We start from the raw sequence: 20,407 nt of genomic DNA, 5'->3' as shown, positions 1-20,407 counted from the left end.
ACCGTTCGCGCACCGCTCGGCTTGCGTGAAACCGGCGCGATGCGCGAGAGTTGCGCCGTGTTGCGGGTCTGGCTCGGCGGCACCCTGCGGCTCGAGGCCGCGGGTGAGGCCCTGCCCGCGCCGGCGTCCAGGCGCGCCCGCGCGGTGCTCGCGTACCTCGCGCTGCATCCCGACCCGCACACACGCGCGCCGCTCGCCGCCCGCTTCTGGCCCGACGTCCTCGACGACTCCGCCCGCACCAGCCTGCGCGCCGCGTTGAGTGAGTTGCGCCGCGCGCTCGGCCCGGCGGCCGACAGCATCGTCGCCACCCGCGACACCGTCGCCCTTTCCGCCGACGTCGACGTCCGCCGTTTCGAGGACGCGCTCCGCCGCGGCGACCCCGCCGCCGCGCTGGAGGCATGCGGCACGCCGATCCTCGACGACTTCGACGACGACTGGGCGCATGAGGCCCGCCGCACCCACGCGGAGCGGCTGACCGAGGCGCTCGAACAGCTCGCGAGCAGCATCGCCGACCCCGCCGCGGCCGTCCGCCTGACCCGCGAGCAGGTGGCGCTGGACCCGCTCTCCGAGGACGCCAACCGCCGCCTGATCGAGCGGCTCGCGCGGGCGGGCGATCGCGCGGCGGCGCTCAAAGCCGGCGAGCGCTTCGCCGAGCGCCTGCGCACGGCGCTCGCGATCGCCCCGTCACGCGAGACCCGCGCGCTGCTGGAGGAGCTGCGGCAGACGCCTTCGGTCGCCACGCCCGCCCCGGTCGTGCTGGCCCGCGAGCACGACGCGGCCTTCGTCGGCCGCGCCCACGAGCTCGCCCTGCTCAACGCGGCCTGGGGCGACACGCAGCAGCACGCGTCGCGCCGGATCGTCCTGATCGCCGGCGAGCCCGGGGTGGGGAAGACGCGGCTCGCGCACCGCTTCGCCCGCGGCGTGCTCGACGGCGGCACCCGCGTCCTCGTCGGCCGCTGCGGGGAGGAACCGCTGGCGCCGTTCGAGCCGTACGCGGAGATGCTGCGCCAGCTCGGCGCCGCGCACGTCCTCGAGCCCGGGGCGGACGCGGGAACGGGCGCCCGCGCCCGGCTGTTCGCCCAGGTCGAGGCCGCGCTCGGCGACCGCCCGCTCCTGCTCGTGATCGACGACCTCCACTGGGCCGACCGCGCGACGCTGCTGTTGACGAGCTTCCTGCTGCGCTCGGAACGCCGCCAGGGCCTGCTCCTGCTCGGCACCTATCGCGACACGGAGCTCGGCCGCCACAGCCCGCTGACCGGCGCCCTGGCCGAGCTGCAGCGCGACGGCGCCCTCCAACGCGTCGGCCTGCGCGGCCTCGCGCCGGAGGACGTCGCGGCGCTCGCGCGAGCGCTGCTCGGCGACGACGCCGACGCCGCCCGCGTCCACGCCCGCACCGACGGCAACGCGTTCTACGCCGAGCAGGTCCTCCGCGGGCTGACCGAGAACGCCGAGCTGCCGGAGAGCGTCCGCCACGCGGTCGGCGTCCGGCTCGCCCGGCTGAGCGACGACGCCAACACGGCGATCGCCGCCGCCGCGGTCCTCGGGCTCGAGGTGGACCCGCACGTGGTGGCGACGATGACCGCGCCGCCGGCCGGGCCCACCGCGGACGCGGACGAGGCGCGGGGCGGCGCCGCGGAGCGCGCGGACGAGGGGCGGGGCGGCGCCGCGGCGCGCGCGGACGCGGCGCGGGGCGGCGCCGCGGAGCGCGCGGACGAGGGGCGGGACGGCGCCGCGGGGCGCGCGGGCGAGGGGCGGGGCGGCGCCGCGGGGCGCGCGGACGCGGACGCGGTCGCCGAGGCCGCGCTCGACGAGCTGCTGCGCGCGCGGCTGTTGCGGCCCGCGGCGACGCCCGGGCGCGTCGAGTTCGCCCACGCGCTCGTGCGCGAGGCCGTGTACGACGAGCTCAACGCGCTTCGCCGCGCGCGCCTGCACCGGCGCGCGGCCGACGCGCTGACCGCGCTCGGCGAGAGCCGTCACCTCGAGGAGATCGCGCACCACCTCTTCGAGGCCGGCGAGGCGCGCCGTGCCGCCGAGTTGCTCACGCGCACCGGCCGCAGAGCAACGGAGGCGCTCGCCTACGAGGACGCGGCGGAGCGCTTCGCCCGCGCGCTCGAGGCGCTGGAGCTCGCCGGCGCGCCGGACGACGCGGGCCCGGTCCTGCTGGCCCGAGGCGACGCCCTCCTGCGCGCGGGCGAGCCGACCGCCGCCCGCGAGTGCTTCACCGCCGCCGCCAGGCTCGCGCGCCGCACGCGCGACACCACGCTGCTGGCCGAGGCGGCGCTCGGCTACGCGGGCCTCGGCGTCACGATCGTGCGCCTCGACCAGGAGGTCGTCGCCCGCCTCGAAGAGGCGCTCGCGATCGCCACCGACCCCGCGCTGCGCTCGCGCCTGCACGCGCGGCTCGCGGTCGAGCTCTACTACGCGCCCGCCCGCGACCGCTCCGAGACGCTGAGCGCGGAGGCGGTCGCCACGGCACCCGCCTCAGCGCTCGCTGCCGCCCTCAACGCCCGCCACGTCGCGCTGTGGCGCCCCGACCGCGTCGAGGAGCGCCTGCGCACCGCGGGCGAGATGATCCACGCCGCCCGCGCCGCCCAGCAGCCGCACCTCGAGCTGCAGGCGCGCAACTGGCGCGTGGTGGATCTCTTCGAGCTCGGCGACATGCCCGCCTGCCGCGAGGAGATCGCCCGCCACGCACGGCTGGCCGAGGAGCTGCGGCTGCCGGCGTTCGAGTGGTACACGCCGCTGTGGGCGGGGACGCAAGCGGCGCTCGCCGGGCGGTTCGCGGAGGCCGAGCGGCTCGCCGCCGAGGCGCGCGCGGCGGGGGAGCGAGCGGGCGACGACAACGCCGAGCTGTTCGCCGGGATGGTGCTGGAGCTCATCCACTGCCAGCGCCGCGAGCACGAGCAGACCGACATGGCGTTCCTGCTCGACAAGGTCGAGAACTCACCGGCCGGCCCGGCGTACCAGTGCTACCTCGCGTGGACCCTCGCCGGGCTGGGCCGTCACGCCGAGGCGCGGCAGGAGCTCGAGAAGTGGATGCGCCACGACCTCGCGTTCGATGCCAATTGGATCTCCGCGCAGGCCGAGGTCGCCCAGGCGCTCGTCCTGCTCGGCGACCGCACCCACGCGCAGCGGATCTACGACCGGCTCGCGCCCTACGCCGGCCGCCCCGCGACCTCCGGCCGGGCGGTGATGAGCTACGGGGCGATCGACCGCCACCTGGGCGAGCTCGCCGCGCTGCTGGGTGACACCGCCGCCGCGATCGCCCACCTGCGCGCCGGCATCGACCGCGACGCCGAGCTCGGCTGCACGGTCTGGCGCGAGCACGGCCTAGAGGCGCTCGATGCCCTGACGGAACGGCATGTCGATCGGTGAGCGCTCCCCGGTCGGCACGCCGCAGCCGCTCATCGCGAGGACGCCCTCGCGCACGCCGTCGAGGCCAAGCCGCGCCTCGATCGCGCGCGCGTTCACCGCGAGCGTGACCCACGCCCCGAGCCCGAGCTCTGCGGCCAGCAGGTAGAGCGTCTGGCTGAGGTGGCCCGCGTCCATCAGCACGGCGGCGTAGCCGACGTCCCGCCGGCGGTACTTCCAGTAGCCGCGTTCGAAGCGTGCGGTGAGCACGAAGCTGACGTGCGCGTCGCCGAGATACCCCTGCCCGCAGGCGAACGTCGTCGCCAGCTCGCGGACCTCGCCGGCCTCCAACGCCTCGAGCCGCGCGAGCGCGTTCGCGCGCACGTCGTAGTGGTAGATGCCCGGGGCGAGCCCGTCGACGCCGGAGACCAGCGCGTACGCCTCGATCGGGTGGCGAGAGCCGCCGGACGGGCTCGTGCGCTTGATCGTGACGCCGAGGTCGGTCTCCGCCTCGCCGCGGGCGCCGAAGACCCAGGACGCGATCGTCGCGAGGTCCTCCAGCCGCATCGGCACGTCGACGGCGAACGTGCGGGTCGTGCGCCGCCGCGCGAGCGCGTCGAACAGCCCACCCGCCCGCGAGACCCGCGGCAGCGGCGTCCGCGGAGCCTCCGGGACCGGGTCGTGGTACGGCGGCGGCGCCGGACCGTGCAGCTCGACCCAGCGACGCATCTCCGGATTGCCGACCTGCGACCACTCGTCGTGGTCGGGGTTCACCCGTAGATCCACGTCCTCGCGGCGTGTCATGAAGTGGTAGCCGGCGGCGTAGAGGTTCCAGCCGCTATCGAGCAACGCGTCCACACGCGCGAGCGAGGCCTCGTCCACCAGCAGCCCGCGCGAGACGAGCGAGCGCGCGAGCTCCTCGCCGATCTCGCCCGCGTCGATCGTCTCGCCGGCGGGAACGCGCAACAGCGCGTCGAACTCCTCGCGCGTCAGCCGCTCGCGCCGGCCGGTGAGCAGCGCGAGCGCGACGATCTCGGCGGGCTCGGCACGCACCTCGATGGTGTCCCCGAGGACGACCCGGCGCGTGTCGGCGATGTCGAAGAGCGCGAACCGCGCCCGCTGTACCTGCATCAGGACAGCATGGACGTCACGCGCACCGTCTCGTTGCCGACGTCGAATGGCTCGCCGTCCTTGAAGTCGCGCAACGCCGACGCGCACAACCGCTTCGGCGCGAGCTCGATCTTCTCGCGGAGGTCGACGGGGCCCTTGACGCCGATGCCGGCCAACGCCGCCGCCGCGTTCTTCTCCAGGTCCGCCCGGAACTGGTCGTCGGTGGCCAGCAGCTCGAGGAACCGCTCCATCAGCCCCTCCCGGCTGAGCACGGCGGCGAGCCCGTCAGGCGTGGTGCCGACGACGCCCCTCGGCGTCAGCGGCGGTTCGGGCTCCGGAGGGTCGATCCGGTCCACCGCGGCCACGACGTTGATCAGCCCCGCGCCGGTCGCGAGGTCGTGCCCGTCGCCGGCCTCGGCGCCGAACCTCGGGTGCGAGTGGCCGACGCGGATGTCCAGCGCCGAGTCCGAGAGCGCCCGCGCGATCTCGGCGGGCTTCTTGTCCGGCTTGATGGAGCGCAACACGGCGACGGCGCCGGCGACCTGCGGCGCGGCGGCGGAGGTACCCGAGAAGAGCGCCCAGCCGTCGGACGCGGTCGTGCCGTCGGCCGGGTCGTCGCGGCCGGCGGTCGCGCGCTCGGTGTCGATCCGGCAGCGGGGCGCGATCGGCAGCATCAGGTACGAGGCACGCGGCGGCTGCCCGACCAGGCCGCAGACCGTCGGGACGGTGATCGGCTTGCCGGTCGCGTCCGTGTACCACGGGCTGCTGTACGCGCTCGCGTACTCGGACGCCTGGAGCGCCCAGCCGACGTCGGCGTACACGCCGCCGGCCGCGATGACGCCCGGGACCTGCGCCTCCATCCCGAACGAGCCGTTGCCCGCCGCGAAGACGACCACGATCCCCTTGGCGATCGCGTCGCGGATCTCGATCTCCAGCATCCGGTCGGCGGGGTGCGGGAGCCCTGGGACCCTGGGATAGGACGGGTAGTCGCCGCCCCACGAGTTCGAGATCACGACGGGGCCGCCGCGTTCGAGCAGGCGCTGCTTGGCCAGCATGAAGCCGGCGAGGCCGCCCACGAAGTCGCCCTTGTCGTTGGCCGCGCGGATCGGCAGCAGCGTCGCCTCGGGCGCCACCGCGAAGAGGTTCGCCGACTCGCCGGTGCCATGCCCGTGCGGGTCCTCCTTGACATCGGTCCCCGGGATCACGGTCTCTGGCTCCAGGACCGTGTACGGCTTGAAGAACGGGTGTTTCCACCAGCCGGTGTCGACCATCGCGACCGTCACGTCCTTGCCCTTGAACCCGCGCTCGTGCGCCTCGCGCGCGCCGAGGATCGTCGCGACGTCCTCGGGGACCCGCAGGTGGAACCGGGGAGCGGACGGCGGCGTGGCGCTGGGCGGGTCCTCCTGCACCGAGCGCGGGCGCTCGATGACCACCGCGTCGAAGAGCTCGCCGAGGTCCGAACCAGTCGGAATCCGCGCCGTGACCGGCCCGACGCGGCCGTCGAACGCGATCTGAGTGACGCTCTTGACCTGCCCGACCCGTGTGTACAGACCTTGCTCGAACGTGGTGAGCTGCATGTCGCCGAGTGTCTGCCAGGCGTCGCCCGAGCCGGCCACGGCGAAGCCGAAGTCGCTCCGCGTGAGGATGTCGAACCCTTTCTCGGCGATCTCAGCCTCCGCTCGCTCGCGGGTGGCCTGCTCCGCGCGGAACTGGTCCAGGTTCGAGAGGTCGTCGTGCAGCAGGATGGACTTCGGATCCTTCCCGCGGACCGACAGGTAGCCGACGATCTTGTCCGGCAGCACGATCTCGTTGGCCTCCGGCATGGCGTCTTCCTCTCTCTGTGCGTTCAGTGCAGGCGCTTCGGCGGCACCACCGCGACCGACTCCACGTGCTCGCGCAGCGCGTCCGGGACGCGCAGCTCGGCACCGAAGGCGGCGTTGACCGCATCCGCGTCTCCCGTCGCCAGCAGACCCGCCGTGAGCGCCACGACTTCCAACCCGTGTCGTCGCAGCTGGGCTGCGACGACACCCGCGTCCGCGTCCTCGCGGAGCACGACGACCACTTCCAGATGTCGTTGATCCGGCGCCACGACCGTTCCGGCGGATGACACTGTCAATCCATACCGTTTCTCTTGACCGGTGTGCAACCCCGGAATCCGGACTGTTCGTACGCGGACGTTTTGCCGGTTGGCGTATCTGCGCGTCGCTTCTGAGGGTCCATACGTGCGTGCGGACCGCATCGTGGATCGAGCCCCTTGATGGCCCGGAGCAGACCGGAGTAGCGTCTCACGCAGCGGCAATGCACTTCCGGATCCTCGGACCACTTGAAGTCCGCGACGACCGCCGCCCGCTCGAGCTCGGAGGAGCCAAGCAGAGAGCGCTCCTTGCGATGCTGTTGTTGCGCGCCAACACCGCCGTCAGCGCCGAGCAGCTCGCGCACGCGCTGTGGGGCGACGAGGCGCCGAGCCGCGCCGTCAAGACGATCCAGGTCTACGTGTCGCGGCTGCGGACGTCCCTCGGCGCCGCGATCCTGTCGACCACGCCCGCCGGCTACCGGCTGACCGTCCGGCCTGGGGAGCTCGACGCCGAGCGCTTCGAGCAGCTCGTCCGGCAGGGCCGGGACGCGCTGGCCGGCGGCCGGCCCGAGCTCGCCGTCGACGTGTTGCGCCAGGCGCTCGCGCTGTGGCGGGGCGAGCCGCTGGAGGACTTCGCGTTCGCGTCGTTCGCGCAGCCGGAGATCAGGCGGCTCGCGGAGCTCCGCCTCACGGCGCTCGAGCTACGGGTCGAGGCCGAGCTCGCCGGCGGCCACCACGCCCAGCTGATCCCGGAGCTGCAGCAGCTCTGCCTGGACCATCCGACGCGCGAGCGGCTCGCCGGGCATCTCGTCGTCGCGCTGTACCGCTGCGGCCGCCAGGCCGACGCGCTGGCGACGTTCCGTGCGACGCGGGCGCGGCTCGTCGACGAGCACGGGGTCGAGCCGGGACGCGAGTTGCGGGCGCTCGAACAGGCGGTGCTCGTCAACGACCCGGCGCTGGAGCTCGAGGAGGAGCCGGTCGTGGCCGCGGTGGTCGTGGAGCTGCCGCCACGGCCGGCGACACCGCCGCTCACGCGACGCACCGTGACCGTGCTCGTCGCCACGCTGCGATTCGAGCTCGGCGGGGCGCACCCCGACCTGGAGCTGACGCGACGGCTGATCAAGCGCGGGCGCGACGAGGCGGTCGACGTGATCGTCGCCCGCGGTGGGCGCTTCCGCCGCGGCCTCGGCGCGGAGCTCGTCGGCGTCTTCGGGCTCGACACCGTCGACGAGGACGACGCGCTGCACGCCCTGGAGGCGGCGGTCGAGCTGCGCGAGCGGATCACGGCACTGCTCGACGCCGACGCCTGCCTGCGCATCGGCGTCGACACCGGCGAGGTCATCATCGAGGACCCCGCCGACGACGTGTTCGGCGACCCGTTCGACGGCGCGGTCGCGCTCGCCCGCACCGCCCCTGACGGCGGGATCCTGCTGAGCGAGAGCACCCGGCGGCTCGCCCCCGACGCAATCCGCGTCGAGCCGCTCGACCCGCTGACGTGGCGGCTCGAGGACGTGATCCCGAACGCGCCCGCGGTGGTGCGCCGGCACTCGACGCCGATGGTCGGCCGCGACGAGGACCTCGCCACCGTCCTCGCAGGCTTCGCCCGCACCAAGCGCACCCGTCGGGCGCGGATGCAGACCGTGTTCGGCGACCCGGGGCTCGGCAAGTCGCGGCTCGCGCAGGAGTTCCGCGCGCGCGTGGCCGAGGAGGCGACGGTGCTCGTCGCCTACTGTCGCGCCTACGGGGCGGGCGGGTCGCTGTGGCCGCTCGGCGAGGCGGTCGCCGAGCTCGCCGGCGGGACGTCACGCGAGGCGATCCGGCACCTGCTCGGCGACGTCGAGGAAGCCGACACGATCACCGACCTGGCCATGGCCGGCCTCGGCCTCGCCGACCCGGCGGCCGACCAGGAGGCCGTGCCGTGGGCGCTGCGGCAGCTGCTGGCGACGATCGCCGAGCAACAGCCGCTCGTGCTCATCGTCGAGGACATCCACGCCGCCGAGCAGCAGCTGCTCGACCAGCTCCAGCACCTCGTCGAGTGGCTGAGCAGCGCGCCGCTGTTCGTGCTCAGCCTCGCCCGGCCGGAGTTCCTCGAGATCCGCGGGGACTGGGTCGGGGCGGACCTCATGCTGGAGAAGCTCGAGCCCGACGCCGCGGCGAGCATGCTCGACAACCTGATCGACGAGCACGACGTCGAGCTCGCGCGCGACCAGGTGCTCAACGTCGCCGAGGGCAACCCGCTGTTCATCGAGCAGATCTACGCGATGCGGCGCGAGCAGCCCGATTCCCCCGCGATCCCGGCGACGATCAACGCGCTGCTCGCCGCTCGTCTGGCCCGGCTCAGCCCGGGCGAGCGGGTCGTGATCCAGCACGCGGCGGTGATCGGCCGCCGCTTCCTGGCCGACGCCGTCGTCGAGCTGGTGCCGGACGCGGTCCGGCCGGCGGCGGCGCAGCACCTGCGCGAGCTCGTCCACCGCGGGCTCATCACGCCGGATCGCAGCCCCATCGCGGGGGAGGAGCTCCTGCGCTTCGACCACATCCTGATCCGCGACGAGGCGTACAAGACGCTGACCAAGGAGGAACGCGGCCGCCTGCACGAGCGCTATGCGGACGCGCTCGCGCAGGACGAGCGACGCGAGCGGCCGCGCATGCTGCGCGCCAGCGGCGAGGATGTCGACGAGGTCATCGGCTTCCACCTCGAGCAGGCGTTCCGCTATCGCGAGGAGCTCGGGGCGCCGGACCCCGAGCTGGCGGCTCGTGCCGGCGAGCGGCTCGGCGCGGCGGGCCGCCGCACGCTCGCTCGCGCGCACTGCATCGCCGCGAGCGGGCAGCTGGAGCGCGCCGTCGCGCTGCTGCGCAAGGCGGACCAGGTGCGCCCCGAGATCCTGCTCGCGCTCGGGAGCGCGCAGTGCGACCTCGGCAACTGGCATGAGGCGGAGCCGATGCTGCAGGCCGCGCACGAGGGCGCGCGTGCCGCGAAGCTGCGCCTGGTCGAGGCGCACGCGATGGTGGCGCTCTCGCACCAGCGGCTGTTCGCCAACGCCGAGCCGGATCTGCGGGCGATGCGCCGGACGGCCGACACCGCGCTCGCGATCTTCGCCCGCGCGAACGACCACTCGGGGCTCGCGGGAGCGTGGAACCACATCGGCGTCCTGCACTGGGGCAGCCTCGAGATCGAGCAGCTCGAGGAGTCGCTGCAGCGGGCGCTCGACCACGCCAACGCGGCCGACGACGCGCGGGCGCGCGGCGAGGCCTACAACACGTATCTGCGCGCGGCGGTCGTCGGGCCGTGCACCGTCGCGGAGGGGATCCGCCGCTGCGAGCAGGCCCGTGCGAACGCGGGCGACCTGGCCACCACCGGCGCGGTCGCCGATGCCACTCAGGCCGTGTTCGAGGCGATGCGCTCGGACATCGACCGCGCGCGTGAGCTCTATCACGGCGCTCGCGCGCGGCTCGAGGAGTTCGACCTCACCGCGCGGCTCGCCGGGCTGCAGATCTACGCCGCGATGGTCGAGCTGATCGCCGGCGATCCCGCGATCGTCGAGCCCGGGCTCGCCCGCGCGTGCGACAAGCTCGAGCGGATCGGCGAGAGCGGCCGGCTGGCGACCGCGATCGCCGTGCTCGCCCGGGTGCGCGACCGGCTCGGCATGCACGAGGACGCGCTGGCGCTGACGCGGCGCAGCGAGGACCTCAGCTACGCCTACGACACCTCAAGCCACATCATCTGGGCGGGGACGCGCGCGCGGCTGCTCGCCCAGATGGGAGACCTGGATGAGGCCGAGCGGTACGGCCGCATGAGCGTCAGGATCGCCCGCCGCGCCTCCGCCGAATACCTGACCGCGGGCGCGCTCACCGACCTCGCGGAGGTGCTGGTCGCGACGGGTGATCGGGTGGGGGCGCTGGCCGCGTTCGACGACGCCATCGCGCTGCATGAGAGCAAGCAGAACGTCGCCTCGGCGCGCGCTGTGCGGGAGATACGCGTGAATGCCGATCGGCGTTTAGGCGTCTAAACGCGAAATCTCATTGACTGACGCCGGCCATGTGGCAGGCTCAGCTTCGTTTGTTCGCGGGATGTCGCACCCGCGAAGGGTCTGAACGGAGGGTCTATGCACAGAAACAAGGTGCGCGCCGCGGGCGTCGCACTGGTCGGCGTTGCGCTCGTAGGGTCGGTTGCCAGTCCGGCTCTCGCGTCGCCCGGCGTGACCGTGTCCTCGGTGAGCTCGCTCGCGGCGGGCGCGAAGGCCGGGACGCTGCGCGGCGAGGTCGCCAACCGCACCGGACGGGCGGTCGAGGCGCCGGTCACCGTGCGCATCCAGCGCACCGGCGCGCCCGCGAAGTTCGTGGGCGCCACGACGGTCAAGGTCCCGGCGAACGCGTCGGCGGCGTACACGGTCGCGGTCAAGCTCCCCGGCGGGCTCAGCCGCGGCAACTACTACCTCGCCGCGTGCACGCCGGACGGCACCGGCGATCTCGGCTGCGCGACCTCGGAGAAGGACATCCGCGTCAAGGGCGGCGCGCCGACCCGTGGCGCGGCGGCGCAGCTGCCGAACGCCGCGCGGGGCGCGCGGGCGGCGAGCGCGGAGGACTGCACCTCCGGCGCGCACACGCTCGCGCAGCCTGGCGATCGCGTCTATCCCGAGCTCGGCAACGGCGGCTACACGAGCGTCCACAGCGACGTCTTCATCAACTACGACGCGCTCACCAACCAGTTCTTGAACGGCACCCACGTCGACCTCGCGCAGCGCTCGACGCAGTGCCTGAGCGACTTCAGCCTCGACTTCGACACGCACAACTCGATCACCAGCACGACGGTCCCGGGCCCGAACTTCACGGTCGGCTCAGTCACGGTCAACGGCCAGCCGGCGACGTTCAAGTTCGTCCAGCCGACGTATCCCGGTGACCCGAAGGGCCAGGACGATCCGGACCCGCTCGCGCACCGCACGGGCCTGGTCACGCCGCTCAGCGCCACCAACCCGAACCCGCCGGCCTGCGCGCCCGTGACGACCTCCACGCCGCGCAACCAGGTCGACCTTCCGTGTGACGCCACCAAGCTGGTCATCACGCCCGCCGCCCCGATCCCGGCCGGCACCGACTTCAAGGTGACCGTCAACTACACCGGCCGCCCGGGCGTCCGCCCGTCGCCGACCGGGACCGAGGGCTGGTTCCGCAACGGCACGCTCGGCGCCGAGGGCGCGATGGTCACCTCGGAGCCCAGCGGCACGATGGCCTGGATGCCGCTGAACAACCACCCGTCCGTCAAGCCGACCTACGACATCTACGACACGGTGACCAAGGGCAAGCTGGCGATCGGCCCCGGCCGCCTGGTCAGCTCGGGCGACAACGCGCCCGACGCGAACTTCGCGAACGGCTCGACGAGCTACCACTGGAAGTCGAGCGATCCGATCGCGAACTACCTGGTCGAGAACAGCGTCGGCAACTTCGACTACTCGTTCCGCGACGGCGCCAACGACGTCGTCTACTTCGAGGCCCAGGACGCCGCGATCGCCCCGGCGCGCAAGACGCTGAACAAGGTCGCGATGGACCAGCAGGAAGCGATCACGCACTTCCAGGAGCAGTTCAGCGGGCCGTTCCCGTTCAACGCCAACGGGATCGTGGTCGCGCTGCCGAGCGCGAGCTTCGAGGAGGAGATGCAGACCAAGATCGTGTTCGTCGGCGGCACGATCGGCGGCGCCCAGGGCACGAACGTCGGCACGTTCGCCCACGAGAACTACCACCAGTGGTGGGGCGACAACGTCGCCGAGGGCGCGCCCAAGTTGATGTGGTACAAGGAAGGCCAGGCGACGACGGCGCAGTACTTCCAGACCGCGCTGGACGCCGCGAACGCCGCCGGCGGCCAGGGCACCGCGGCCGGCGACGCCGCCTTCGAGGCGAGCATCGTGGGCCAGTTCGCCACCAACTACAACACGACGTCGACCTCGTTCTGGAACGTCGCGCCGAGCAATCCGACGTCGGTGTCGATGAACGGCAACTCCAACGCCTACACGCGTCCGGGCACCGCGTATCTCGCCCTGCGCGCGATCCTCGGCAAGGACAACTACAACGCCGCGCTGCACTACATCCAGACCGCCTACCGCGGGGGCTCGATGACCGAGGAGAACCTCGAGAAAGAGTTCCACAAGTACATGCCGAACAAGTCGATCGGCTGCTCGAACAAGCTCGACGCGTTCTTCAAGCAGTGGTTCGACACGCCCTACACGGGCGCCCCGCTGGCCGGCAATCGGCCGACGATCACCGGCCCCGGCCTGGCCGGCGGCGGGTTCTATGACGCCAACGGCGGCTGCTCGGACTACGGCGTCGACCAGCCGGGCTCCGGTGGCGGGACCGTTCCCGCGACGCTCTCGCTGACGCTCGGCTCCTCGGCCTCCTTCGGCGCCTTCGCGCCGGGCGTGGACAAGGACTACACCGCGTCGACGACCGCCAACGTCATCTCGACCGCGGGTGACGCGGCGCTGACGTACTCCGACCCGGGCCACCTCACCAACGGCGCCTTCTCGCTGCCGTCGCCGCTCGAGGTCTCCCTGTCGAAGGCCGCCTGGACCGCTCCGACGTCGAACGAGTCGGTCACGATCGGCTTCAAGCAGCACATCGGCGCCACCGACGCGCTGCGCACGGGGTCCTACAGCAAGACGCTCACCTTCACGCTGAGCACCACGACCCCCTAACGATCGAGCAGGTGATCGAAGCTGCCCTGGCGCGCATCTCCGGCGCCAGGGCGGGGATCACCCTGGTGCGTCCAATGCCCGCGGAGCTCGTCGAGGCGAGCCGAGCGGGCGCGCACCGCCCGCTCGAGCGGTGCGATCGTCAGCCGCCCGTGCTGCTCGACCCCGAGCACCCGCGCATAGAACGTGCGCCCCCGCTGGACGACGAGGACGAGGTCTTCCGGCTCGATCGACACGACGCGAAGACCCTAGAAGACCTCGGGACACCACGGCTCGACCTCACCGCGCAGGGCCGCGGCTCCTCTCGCCACCGCGCCCGCCGTGAGCTCGCGCACCCGGCCCGCGGCGGCCAGCGCGCGGAGCGACGTGCCTCCGAGGTAGGCGGCTCCCAGGGAGCTCACGTCGAGCTCGAGGTCCGCGGCGGCCCGCGTACGCTCGCAACCGCCGGCCGACAACCGATAGCGCCCGGTGTTCCACGGACAGAACTCGTCCGCGACGGCGATCACGACATCGGTGTCGTGCGCGTAGCTGCGGGCGCTGAGCGCCGCCGCGACGTCCACGAGCCGCGCCCACAGGCTGTCGGTCAGTGTCATGCGCACCGCGCGCGGGTCGGTCAACGCGAGCCACAACGGCTCGTCGACCGGCGCCAGGCGCCACGTGATCGTCCGGGTGAGGTCCTGGTCGAGCAGGAACGCCCACAGCCGCGCGTGAGCCGTCGGGGTGGCCGCGACCAGCTCGCGCACCCGCACTTCCCCCGCGGGTCCATCCTCGTCGGAGTCCGGACGCACGGCATAGAGCGCGTAGCCATCCTCGTCGACCACCGCACGCAACGGCTGAGCGCCGCCGCGCGCACTCTCGGGATCGCTGAGCCGGTCGTGCCACCACGGGCCGCGACGGTCGAGCATGCCCGGCCGCTGTGGTCGAACCCGCTCGTGCACGGCGCGCATCGGCTCCACATGCTCGCCCGCCGGGCCGGCCCGCAGCGGCCCGCCGACGTTCGAGGCCGCTGCGATCCGCGCCTGCGGGCGGCGAGCGACCAGCCGGGCCGCGCGGGCGGCGATCCCGTACCCGAAACGCCCATAGATCCCTCCCTCCGAGGCCCACAGGACCGCCACCGGGTCGCCGCGTGCGTGCAGGTCCTCGAGCTGCCTGCGCATCATCGCCGTCAGCAACCCGCGCCGCCGGTGCGTCGCGACGACGGCGACCGCGGTCACCGCCGCACACGGCACGACCGCACCCGGCACGGTGAGCTCGCGGGTGTACACGCCGGCGGTCGCGACGATCCGCCCGCCGTCGAACCACGCCAGCGAGCGCTCGGGTTCATCGATGCGCCCGTAGCGTTCGCGATCGGCGTCGGTCAGTTGCTGGTGAAAGGCCGACAGCACCGCCCGCCCGAAGTCGTCGAACTCTTCCCGGGTCGCCGGACGTAGCTCCATCACGCCTGTCTATCAGGCCTCTTGAGCGCGGTGTCGCCGCGCCTCAGTTCTGGCGCATGCCGCGCAGCACGAGCTCGGCGAGGCGGCGTGCGCCGGCGGGGTCGGTGCGGCCGCGGACGGACATGAACACGAGCCGCAGGTCCTCATGGCTCGCGTCGTCGCGCAGCACAGGCCGCGCGCGTTCGACCAGCGCCTCGAGCGCTCGCGTGGCCTCCGCTCGGGCCTCCGCGACCTCCGGGCGCAGCGCCGCGGCCTCGTCCCAGGCGGGCTGCGACAGGAAGTCGGTCGCGCCGTCGTGGGCGGTCTCGAGGGTCGCGCGCGACAGCGCCGCCCAGGCATCGTCCTCGCGCAAGGCGTCGGTGAAGCGGCGCACGAGGGCTTGGGCCCGCTCGATCACGAGCGCCGCGATCACGTCCTCCTTGGCGCCGACCATCCGGTAGATGCTTCCCACCCCGGCGCCGACCGCGGCCGCCAGGACCGGCATCGCGACGTCCAGCCCTTCGCGGGCGAAGAGGTCGTCGGCGGCCGCCAACGTGCGCGCCCGCTTCTCGTCGCCGGTCAGCGACGACCACACCGGAATGGCCATTCCGCTAGCCTACCGAGAATGCTCGGGGGCCCGCCCGACCGGCGGAGAACGTGTCGGAGCGTCCGCCGGTCGGGCACCCCTAGGTTCATTCCGCGCAGGAGATCGTTCGTGCCCGCATACCGTTCCCGCACCGTCACCCACGGCCGCAACATGGCCGGCGCCCGCGCGCTGCTGCGCGCCGCGGGGGTCGAGAAGGACGACCTCGGGCGCAAGCCGATCGTCGCCGTGGCGAACAGCTACACGCAGTTCGTTCCGGGCCACACGCACCTCAAGCCGGTGGGGGAGATCGTCGCGGACGCGATCATCGAGGCGGGCGGCATCCCGCGCGAGTTCAACACGATCGCGGTCGACGACGGGATCGCGATGGGTCACGGTGGGATGCTCTACTCGCTGCCGTCGCGCGACCTGATCGCCGACAGCGTCGAGTACATGGTCAACGCCCACTGCGCCGACGCGCTGATCTGCATCTCCAACTGCGACAAGATCACGCCGGGGATGCTCAACGCCGCGCTGCGGCTGAACATCCCGACGGTGTTCGTCTCCGGCGGGCCGATGGAGGGCGGGACCGCCACGCTGGTCGACGGCACCGTCCGCACCCGCGTCAACCTCATCACGGCGATCGCGGATGCCGTCGCCACCGAGGTCTCCGACGAGGACATCGCGATCATCGAGGAGTCCGCCTGCCCGACGTGCGGCTCCTGCAGCGGCATGTTCACCGCCAACTCGATGAACTGCCTGACCGAGGCGCTGGGCCTCGCGCTGCCCGGCAACGGGTCGACGCTGGCGACGCACACCGCCCGCAAGGCGCTCTACGAGGCCGCCGGTCGCGCTGTCGTCGACATCACCCGCCGCTACTACGAGCACGACGACGACTCCGTGCTCCCGCGCGCGATCGCCACCCGCGAGGCGTTCGAGAACGCGATGACGCTGGACGTCGCGATGGGCGGCTCGACCAACACCGTCCTGCACCTGCTCGCCGCCGCCCAGGAGGCCGAGCTCGAGTTCACGATGCAGGACATCGACGCGATCTCGCGCCGCGTGCCGTGCCTGAGCAAGCTCGCGCCGAACGGGACCTACCTGATGGAGGACTGCCACCGCGCGGGCGGCATCCCCGCGATCCTCGGCGAGCTGCACCGCGGCGGGCTGCTCAACACCGGCGTCAACACCGTCCACGCGGACTTCGACACGTGGCTCGCCGACTGGGACATCCGCGGCGGCCAGGCGACCGACGAGGCGCTCGAGCTCTTCCACGCCGCGCCCGGCTGCGTGCGCTCCGCCACCGCGTTCTCCCAGTCCGAGCGCTGGGAGTCGCTCGACACCGACGCGGCGAACGGCTGCATCCGCGACCTCGAGCACGCGCACTCCAAGGACGGCGGCCTGGCGATCCTCTACGGCAACATCGCCGTCGACGGCTGCGTCGTGAAGACCGCGGGCGTGGACGAGTCGATCCTCACCTTCAGCGGGCCGGCGCGGGTCGTCGACTCCCAGGACGCGGCGGTCGAGCTGATCCTGTCGGGAGGCGTGCAGCCCGGCGACGTCGTGGTCATCCGCTACGAGGGCCCGAAGGGCGGGCCGGGCATGCAGGAGATGCTCTACCCGACGTCCTACCTCAAGGGCCGCGGGCTCGGCAAGGCGTGCGCGCTGATCACCGACGGCCGCTTCTCCGGCGGTACCTCAGGGCTCTCGATCGGCCACATCTCGCCGGAGGCGGCGGCCGGCGGCGCGATCGCGCTGGTCGAGGAGGGCGACACGATCGTGATCGACATCCCGAACCGCACCATCGAGCTCGCGGTGACCGAAGCCGAGCTGGCCGAGCGTCGCGAGGCGGTGTCGAGTTTCGAGCCGGTCGGGCGCGACCGCGTCGTCTCACCCGCGCTGCGTGCCTACGCGGCGATGGCGACGTCCGCCGACCGCGGCGCGATCCGCGACGTGTCGCTGATCGAACAGCGCGTGCGCGCCACCACGTAGCGGATGCTCTTCCGGCTGCTGTGGCTGTCGATCGCCGCGGCGGTCGCGACGATCACGCTCAAGACCGTCGCATGGGCGCTGACGGGCTCGGTCGGCCTCTTGTCCGACGCGGCCGAGTCCGTCGTCAACCTCGTCGCGGCGATCGTGGCGATGCTCGCGCTGCGCTGGGCGATGAAGCCCGCCGACGAGGAGCACGCCTACGGCCACGCCAAGGCGGAGTACTTCGCGGCGGGCGTCGAGGGCGCGCTGATCGTCGTCGCCGCGCTCACGATCGCCGCGACCGCGATCCCGCGCCTGCTCGACCCGCAGCCGCTGGACTCGGTCGGCCTCGGCGTCGCGATCTCCACCGTCGCGTCGGTCATCAACCTCGGCGTCGGCTACCTGCTCCTGACCACCGGCCGGCGTGAGCGCTCGATCGTGTTGGAGGCGGACGGCCGCCACCTGTTGACCGACGTCTGGACCTCGGCCGGCGTGCTCGTCGGTGTCGTCGCGGTCGCGGTGACCGGCTGGGACGTCCTCGACCCGCTGATCGCCCTTGCGGTCGCGGCCAACATCGTCATCACCGGCTCGGGCCTCGTGCGCCGCTCGGTCGGCGGCCTGATGGACCGCGCGCTCGACGCTCCTGAGCAGGCGAAGATCGCCGCTGCGCTGGAGCGCTTCGAGAGCGACGACGTCCGCTTCCACGCGTTGCGCACCCGCCAGGCGGGCTCACGCGCGTTCGTCTCGCTGCACGTGTTGGTCCCGGGCTCGTGGACGGTCCAGCACGGGCACGACGTCGTCGAGGAGGTCGAGGCGGAGGTGCGCCACCAGCTCCCGCACGCGACGGTCTTCACCCACCTCGAGCCCGCCGAGGACCCCCGCTCGTTCGCCGACACCGCGCTCGACCGCACGGCGTCGTAGCGTGACGGGGGTGAAGCTCGAGTTCGACGAAGCGGGTGACGGCCCGGCCGTGGTCCTGATCCACGGCCATCCGTTCAACCGGTCGATGTGGGCGCCGCAACTCCACGAGCTTCCGGGCCGGGTGATCGCGCCCGACCTCCGCGGGTACGGCGACAGCCCGTTGACGCCTGGCACCGTGCAGATGCGGGAGTTGGCGGCGGACATCTGGGAGACGCTCGACGTCGAGCGGGTCGCCGTGGTCGGGATGAGCATGGGCGGCCTGATCGCGATGGAGATGGTGCACGCGCGGCCGGAGCGCGTGTCCGCGCTCGGGCTCGTCGCCACGACCGCGCAGCCCGTCACCGACGCGGAGCGGGCGGAGCGGCGCGCCCTGGCGGATGAGGTCGAGCGCGTCGGCATGGGCCCGCTCGTCGAATACATGGCGCCGCCGCTGTTCGGCCCGGATGCTCCGCCCGATGTCGTCGCGAGCGTGCACGCGATGATGGAGCGCAACCGCCCCGCGGGCGCCGCCGCGGCGATGCGCGGGCGGGTGCAGCGGCCGGACTACCGGCCGATCCTGCGGGCGGTGGACGTGCCCGTGTTCGTGTGCGTCGGCGACCACGACACGTGGTCGACCGCCGAGGTCACGGCCGAGCTGGTCGGCTGCCTGCGCGAGCCCGAGGTGCTCGTGTTGGAGGGCGTGGGGCACATGCCGAACCTCGAGCGGCCCGAGGCGTTCAACGCGGCGCTCTCGGCGTTCCTGGGTCGCATCGGCGCATGATCCTCCCCCGTGGGGGGATGATGACCAGCGTCGTACGACGCAAGGAGGACCGAGATGCGGGGCAAGGCGCTGATCGTGGCGATCGTGGGGGCGATGGGGCTGGGAGCACCGGTGGCGTGGGCGGACCCGGTCCAGATCGGGGCGATCCACGTGGACCACCCACCCGCGATCGAGTTCCCCAGCAACGATCTGGCCTCCGGCGCCGGTGCGAACCCCGTGATCACGGACATCCCGGACGGGCTCTGGAACCGGATGACCGGGTACTCATACACCTCGGGTTGTCCGATCGGCCGCGCCGACCTCAAGCTCGTCCGCGTGAACTTCTGGGGCTTCGACGGGGTGCGGTCACGCGGCGGGATCGTGGTGCGTCAGGGCCAGGGCGACAACATCGCCCGCATCTTCACGGCGTTCTACAACCAGGAGTTCCGCATCCGCCGGATGGAGCCCATGGCCGACCAGTTCGGAAAGACGACCCGCAACGGCGTGACGTATCCCGGCGCCGACGACGACGAGGCGATGCGCAAGGACAACACGTCCGCCTTCAACTGCCGCTACAAGACGTTCGACGAGAACGAGCACGTCTGGTCGCCGCATCGCTGCGGCGCCGCGATCGACATCAACCCGTGGGAGAACCCCGAGGAGGAGTTCGACAACGGCGTGCTGCAGGGCTACCACCCGAACCAGTACCACTTCGACCACCGCGCCGGATACGGCAAGTTCACGCGTGGCGACCCCCAGGTCACGGCGCTCTCGAACAACGGCTTCACCACGTGGGGCGGGAACTGGAACGAGACCGACTTCATGCACTTCCAGAACGACGGGCTCTCGAGCTGCTGAGCCCATCGCGAGGGAAGGCGTCACCGCCGCCGCTGCTTCCGGCATGAGGTCGCCATGGCTCGTGCTCATGCGTGAGCCAGACCAGCTCGGGGTCGAGCGCACGGACGCGCAGCTGGCCTTCGGTGTGCGGCTCGTCCAGCTCGCCGAACCAGACCGCCACGTCGCCGCCGACCACGAGCGGACGCCCGCCGGTCTCGACCACGACCACCTGCATGCCAGGGGTGTGGCCCGGCGCGGGGACGAGTCGGAGCCCGGGGAGCAGCTCGAGCTCGCCGTCGACCGGCACGTATCGGACGCCGGGCGCGTCGACCCACTCGCGGATGGTGTAGTCGTCCTCGTTGCGCGCGTCGTCGAGCTCCCGGCGCTGGACGTAGGTCGGCTTGCCGGCGAAGAGGTGGTTGCCGCCACAGTGGTCGAAGTGCAGGTGCGTGTTGACGACGATGTCGATCCCGGCGAGGTCGAAGTCCTGCTCGCTCAGCGGCCGGAGGCGGGGGTCGAGGTCGGCAGCCGCCGGGTGCGACTCCGTGATCCCGGTGTCGACCAGCACGCGCGCATCGGGATGGTCGATGACGTGCACGTACACCGGCATCCGCTCGTCCTCGGCGAGCAGGTCGGCAACACAGATCGGTGTGATGGTGACGCTCGTTCTCGGCATCCGCATTCCTCTCGTCGATGGGACGGTCGACGGGTATGACGGGGCGGACGCCC

General features: G+C 72.8%; 14 protein-coding genes. 7 read left to right on the top strand and 7 right to left on the bottom strand.

The genetic code is table 11. The features are described 5' to 3' along the window. The first annotated feature begins 57 nt into the window (after positions 1-57). On the top strand, positions 58-3,375 hold the full coding sequence (locus G569_RS58040; RefSeq protein ID WP_157592057.1) for an ATP-binding protein: 3,318 nt from the start codon (positions 58-60) through the stop codon (positions 3,373-3,375). Here the strand turns inward: G569_RS58040 and G569_RS48625 are convergent. The 3 genes from G569_RS48625 to G569_RS0115025 are packed head-to-tail and all read right to left on the bottom strand — an operon-like array spanning position 3,331 to position 6,571. Then, positions 3,331-4,482: a putative peptide maturation dehydrogenase gene (locus G569_RS48625; protein ID WP_053226396.1), complete on the bottom strand. Its 1,152-nt coding sequence runs from the start codon at positions 4,480-4,482 to the stop codon at positions 3,331-3,333. The genes G569_RS58040 and G569_RS48625 overlap by 45 nt on opposite strands. After that, complete coding sequence (locus G569_RS58035) at positions 4,482-6,284, bottom strand: S8 family serine peptidase (protein WP_053226395.1); 1,803 nt, start codon at positions 6,282-6,284, stop codon at positions 4,482-4,484. The genes G569_RS48625 and G569_RS58035 overlap by 1 nt, the downstream gene beginning before the upstream one ends. Positions 6,285-6,307: 23 nt before the next feature. Next, positions 6,308-6,571: a hypothetical protein gene (locus tag G569_RS0115025; RefSeq protein ID WP_157592056.1), complete on the bottom strand. Its 264-nt coding sequence runs from the start codon at positions 6,569-6,571 to the stop codon at positions 6,308-6,310. 188 nt (positions 6,572-6,759) lie between these two features. On the opposite strand from G569_RS0115025, the gene G569_RS0115020 reads away from it, so the two are divergent. Beyond that, on the top strand, positions 6,760-10,542 hold the full coding sequence (locus G569_RS0115020; RefSeq protein WP_169542149.1) for an ATP-binding protein: 3,783 nt from the start codon (positions 6,760-6,762) through the stop codon (positions 10,540-10,542). A gap of 204 nt (positions 10,543-10,746) precedes the next feature. Further along, entirely contained in the window at positions 10,747-13,215 is a 2,469-nt protein-coding gene (locus G569_RS0115015) for a M1 family aminopeptidase (protein WP_157592055.1), read from the top strand. Here the strand turns inward: G569_RS0115015 and G569_RS0115010 are convergent. The 3 genes from G569_RS0115010 to G569_RS0115000 are packed head-to-tail and all read right to left on the bottom strand — an operon-like array spanning position 13,212 to position 15,234. Then, a complete protein-coding gene (locus G569_RS0115010; RefSeq protein WP_028064003.1) occupies positions 13,212-13,448 on the bottom strand; it encodes a hypothetical protein in 237 nt (78 codons plus the stop codon). The genes G569_RS0115015 and G569_RS0115010 overlap by 4 nt on opposite strands. Positions 13,449-13,460: 12 nt before the next feature. After that, positions 13,461-14,648 (bottom strand): GNAT family N-acetyltransferase, encoded by a 1,188-nt coding sequence (locus tag G569_RS0115005; RefSeq protein WP_037496651.1) that lies wholly within the window; start codon positions 14,646-14,648, stop codon positions 13,461-13,463. Between the two features lie 43 nt (positions 14,649-14,691). Further along, the gene (locus G569_RS0115000) at positions 14,692-15,234 is read right to left on the bottom strand and encodes a TetR/AcrR family transcriptional regulator (protein ID WP_028064001.1); all 543 of its coding nucleotides are present in this window, start codon (positions 15,232-15,234) and stop codon (positions 14,692-14,694) included. A 108-nt stretch (positions 15,235-15,342) separates the two neighbouring features. Between G569_RS0115000 and ilvD the strand changes: the two genes are divergently transcribed. The 4 genes from ilvD to G569_RS48615 are packed head-to-tail and all read left to right on the top strand — an operon-like array spanning position 15,343 to position 19,699. After that, entirely contained in the window at positions 15,343-17,202 is a 1,860-nt protein-coding gene (ilvD, locus tag G569_RS0114995) for a dihydroxy-acid dehydratase (RefSeq protein WP_028064000.1), read from the top strand. 3 nt (positions 17,203-17,205) lie between these two features. Further along, positions 17,206-18,102, top strand: a complete 897-nt coding sequence (locus G569_RS0114990; RefSeq protein ID WP_028063999.1) for a cation diffusion facilitator family transporter — start codon at positions 17,206-17,208, stop codon at positions 18,100-18,102. 10 nt (positions 18,103-18,112) lie between these two features. Further along, complete coding sequence (locus tag G569_RS0114985; protein ID WP_157592054.1) at positions 18,113-18,862, top strand: alpha/beta fold hydrolase; 750 nt, start codon at positions 18,113-18,115, stop codon at positions 18,860-18,862. Positions 18,863-18,916: 54 nt separating this feature from the next. After that, positions 18,917-19,699 (top strand): M15 family metallopeptidase, encoded by a 783-nt coding sequence (locus G569_RS48615; protein ID WP_053226394.1) that lies wholly within the window; start codon positions 18,917-18,919, stop codon positions 19,697-19,699. Here the strand turns inward: G569_RS48615 and G569_RS48610 are convergent. After that, on the bottom strand, positions 19,662-20,354 hold the full coding sequence (locus G569_RS48610; RefSeq protein WP_157592053.1) for an MBL fold metallo-hydrolase: 693 nt from the start codon (positions 20,352-20,354) through the stop codon (positions 19,662-19,664). The genes G569_RS48615 and G569_RS48610 overlap by 38 nt on opposite strands. Between the last annotated feature and the right edge of the window lie 53 nt (positions 20,355-20,407).

This window comes from Solirubrobacter soli DSM 22325 (assembly GCF_000423665.1).
GTDB classification, from domain to species: Bacteria; Actinomycetota; Thermoleophilia; order Solirubrobacterales; family Solirubrobacteraceae; genus Solirubrobacter; species Solirubrobacter soli.
The sequence above is the reverse complement of the archived record's forward strand: the minus strand, read 5'-3'. Positions and strand labels throughout refer to the sequence as shown.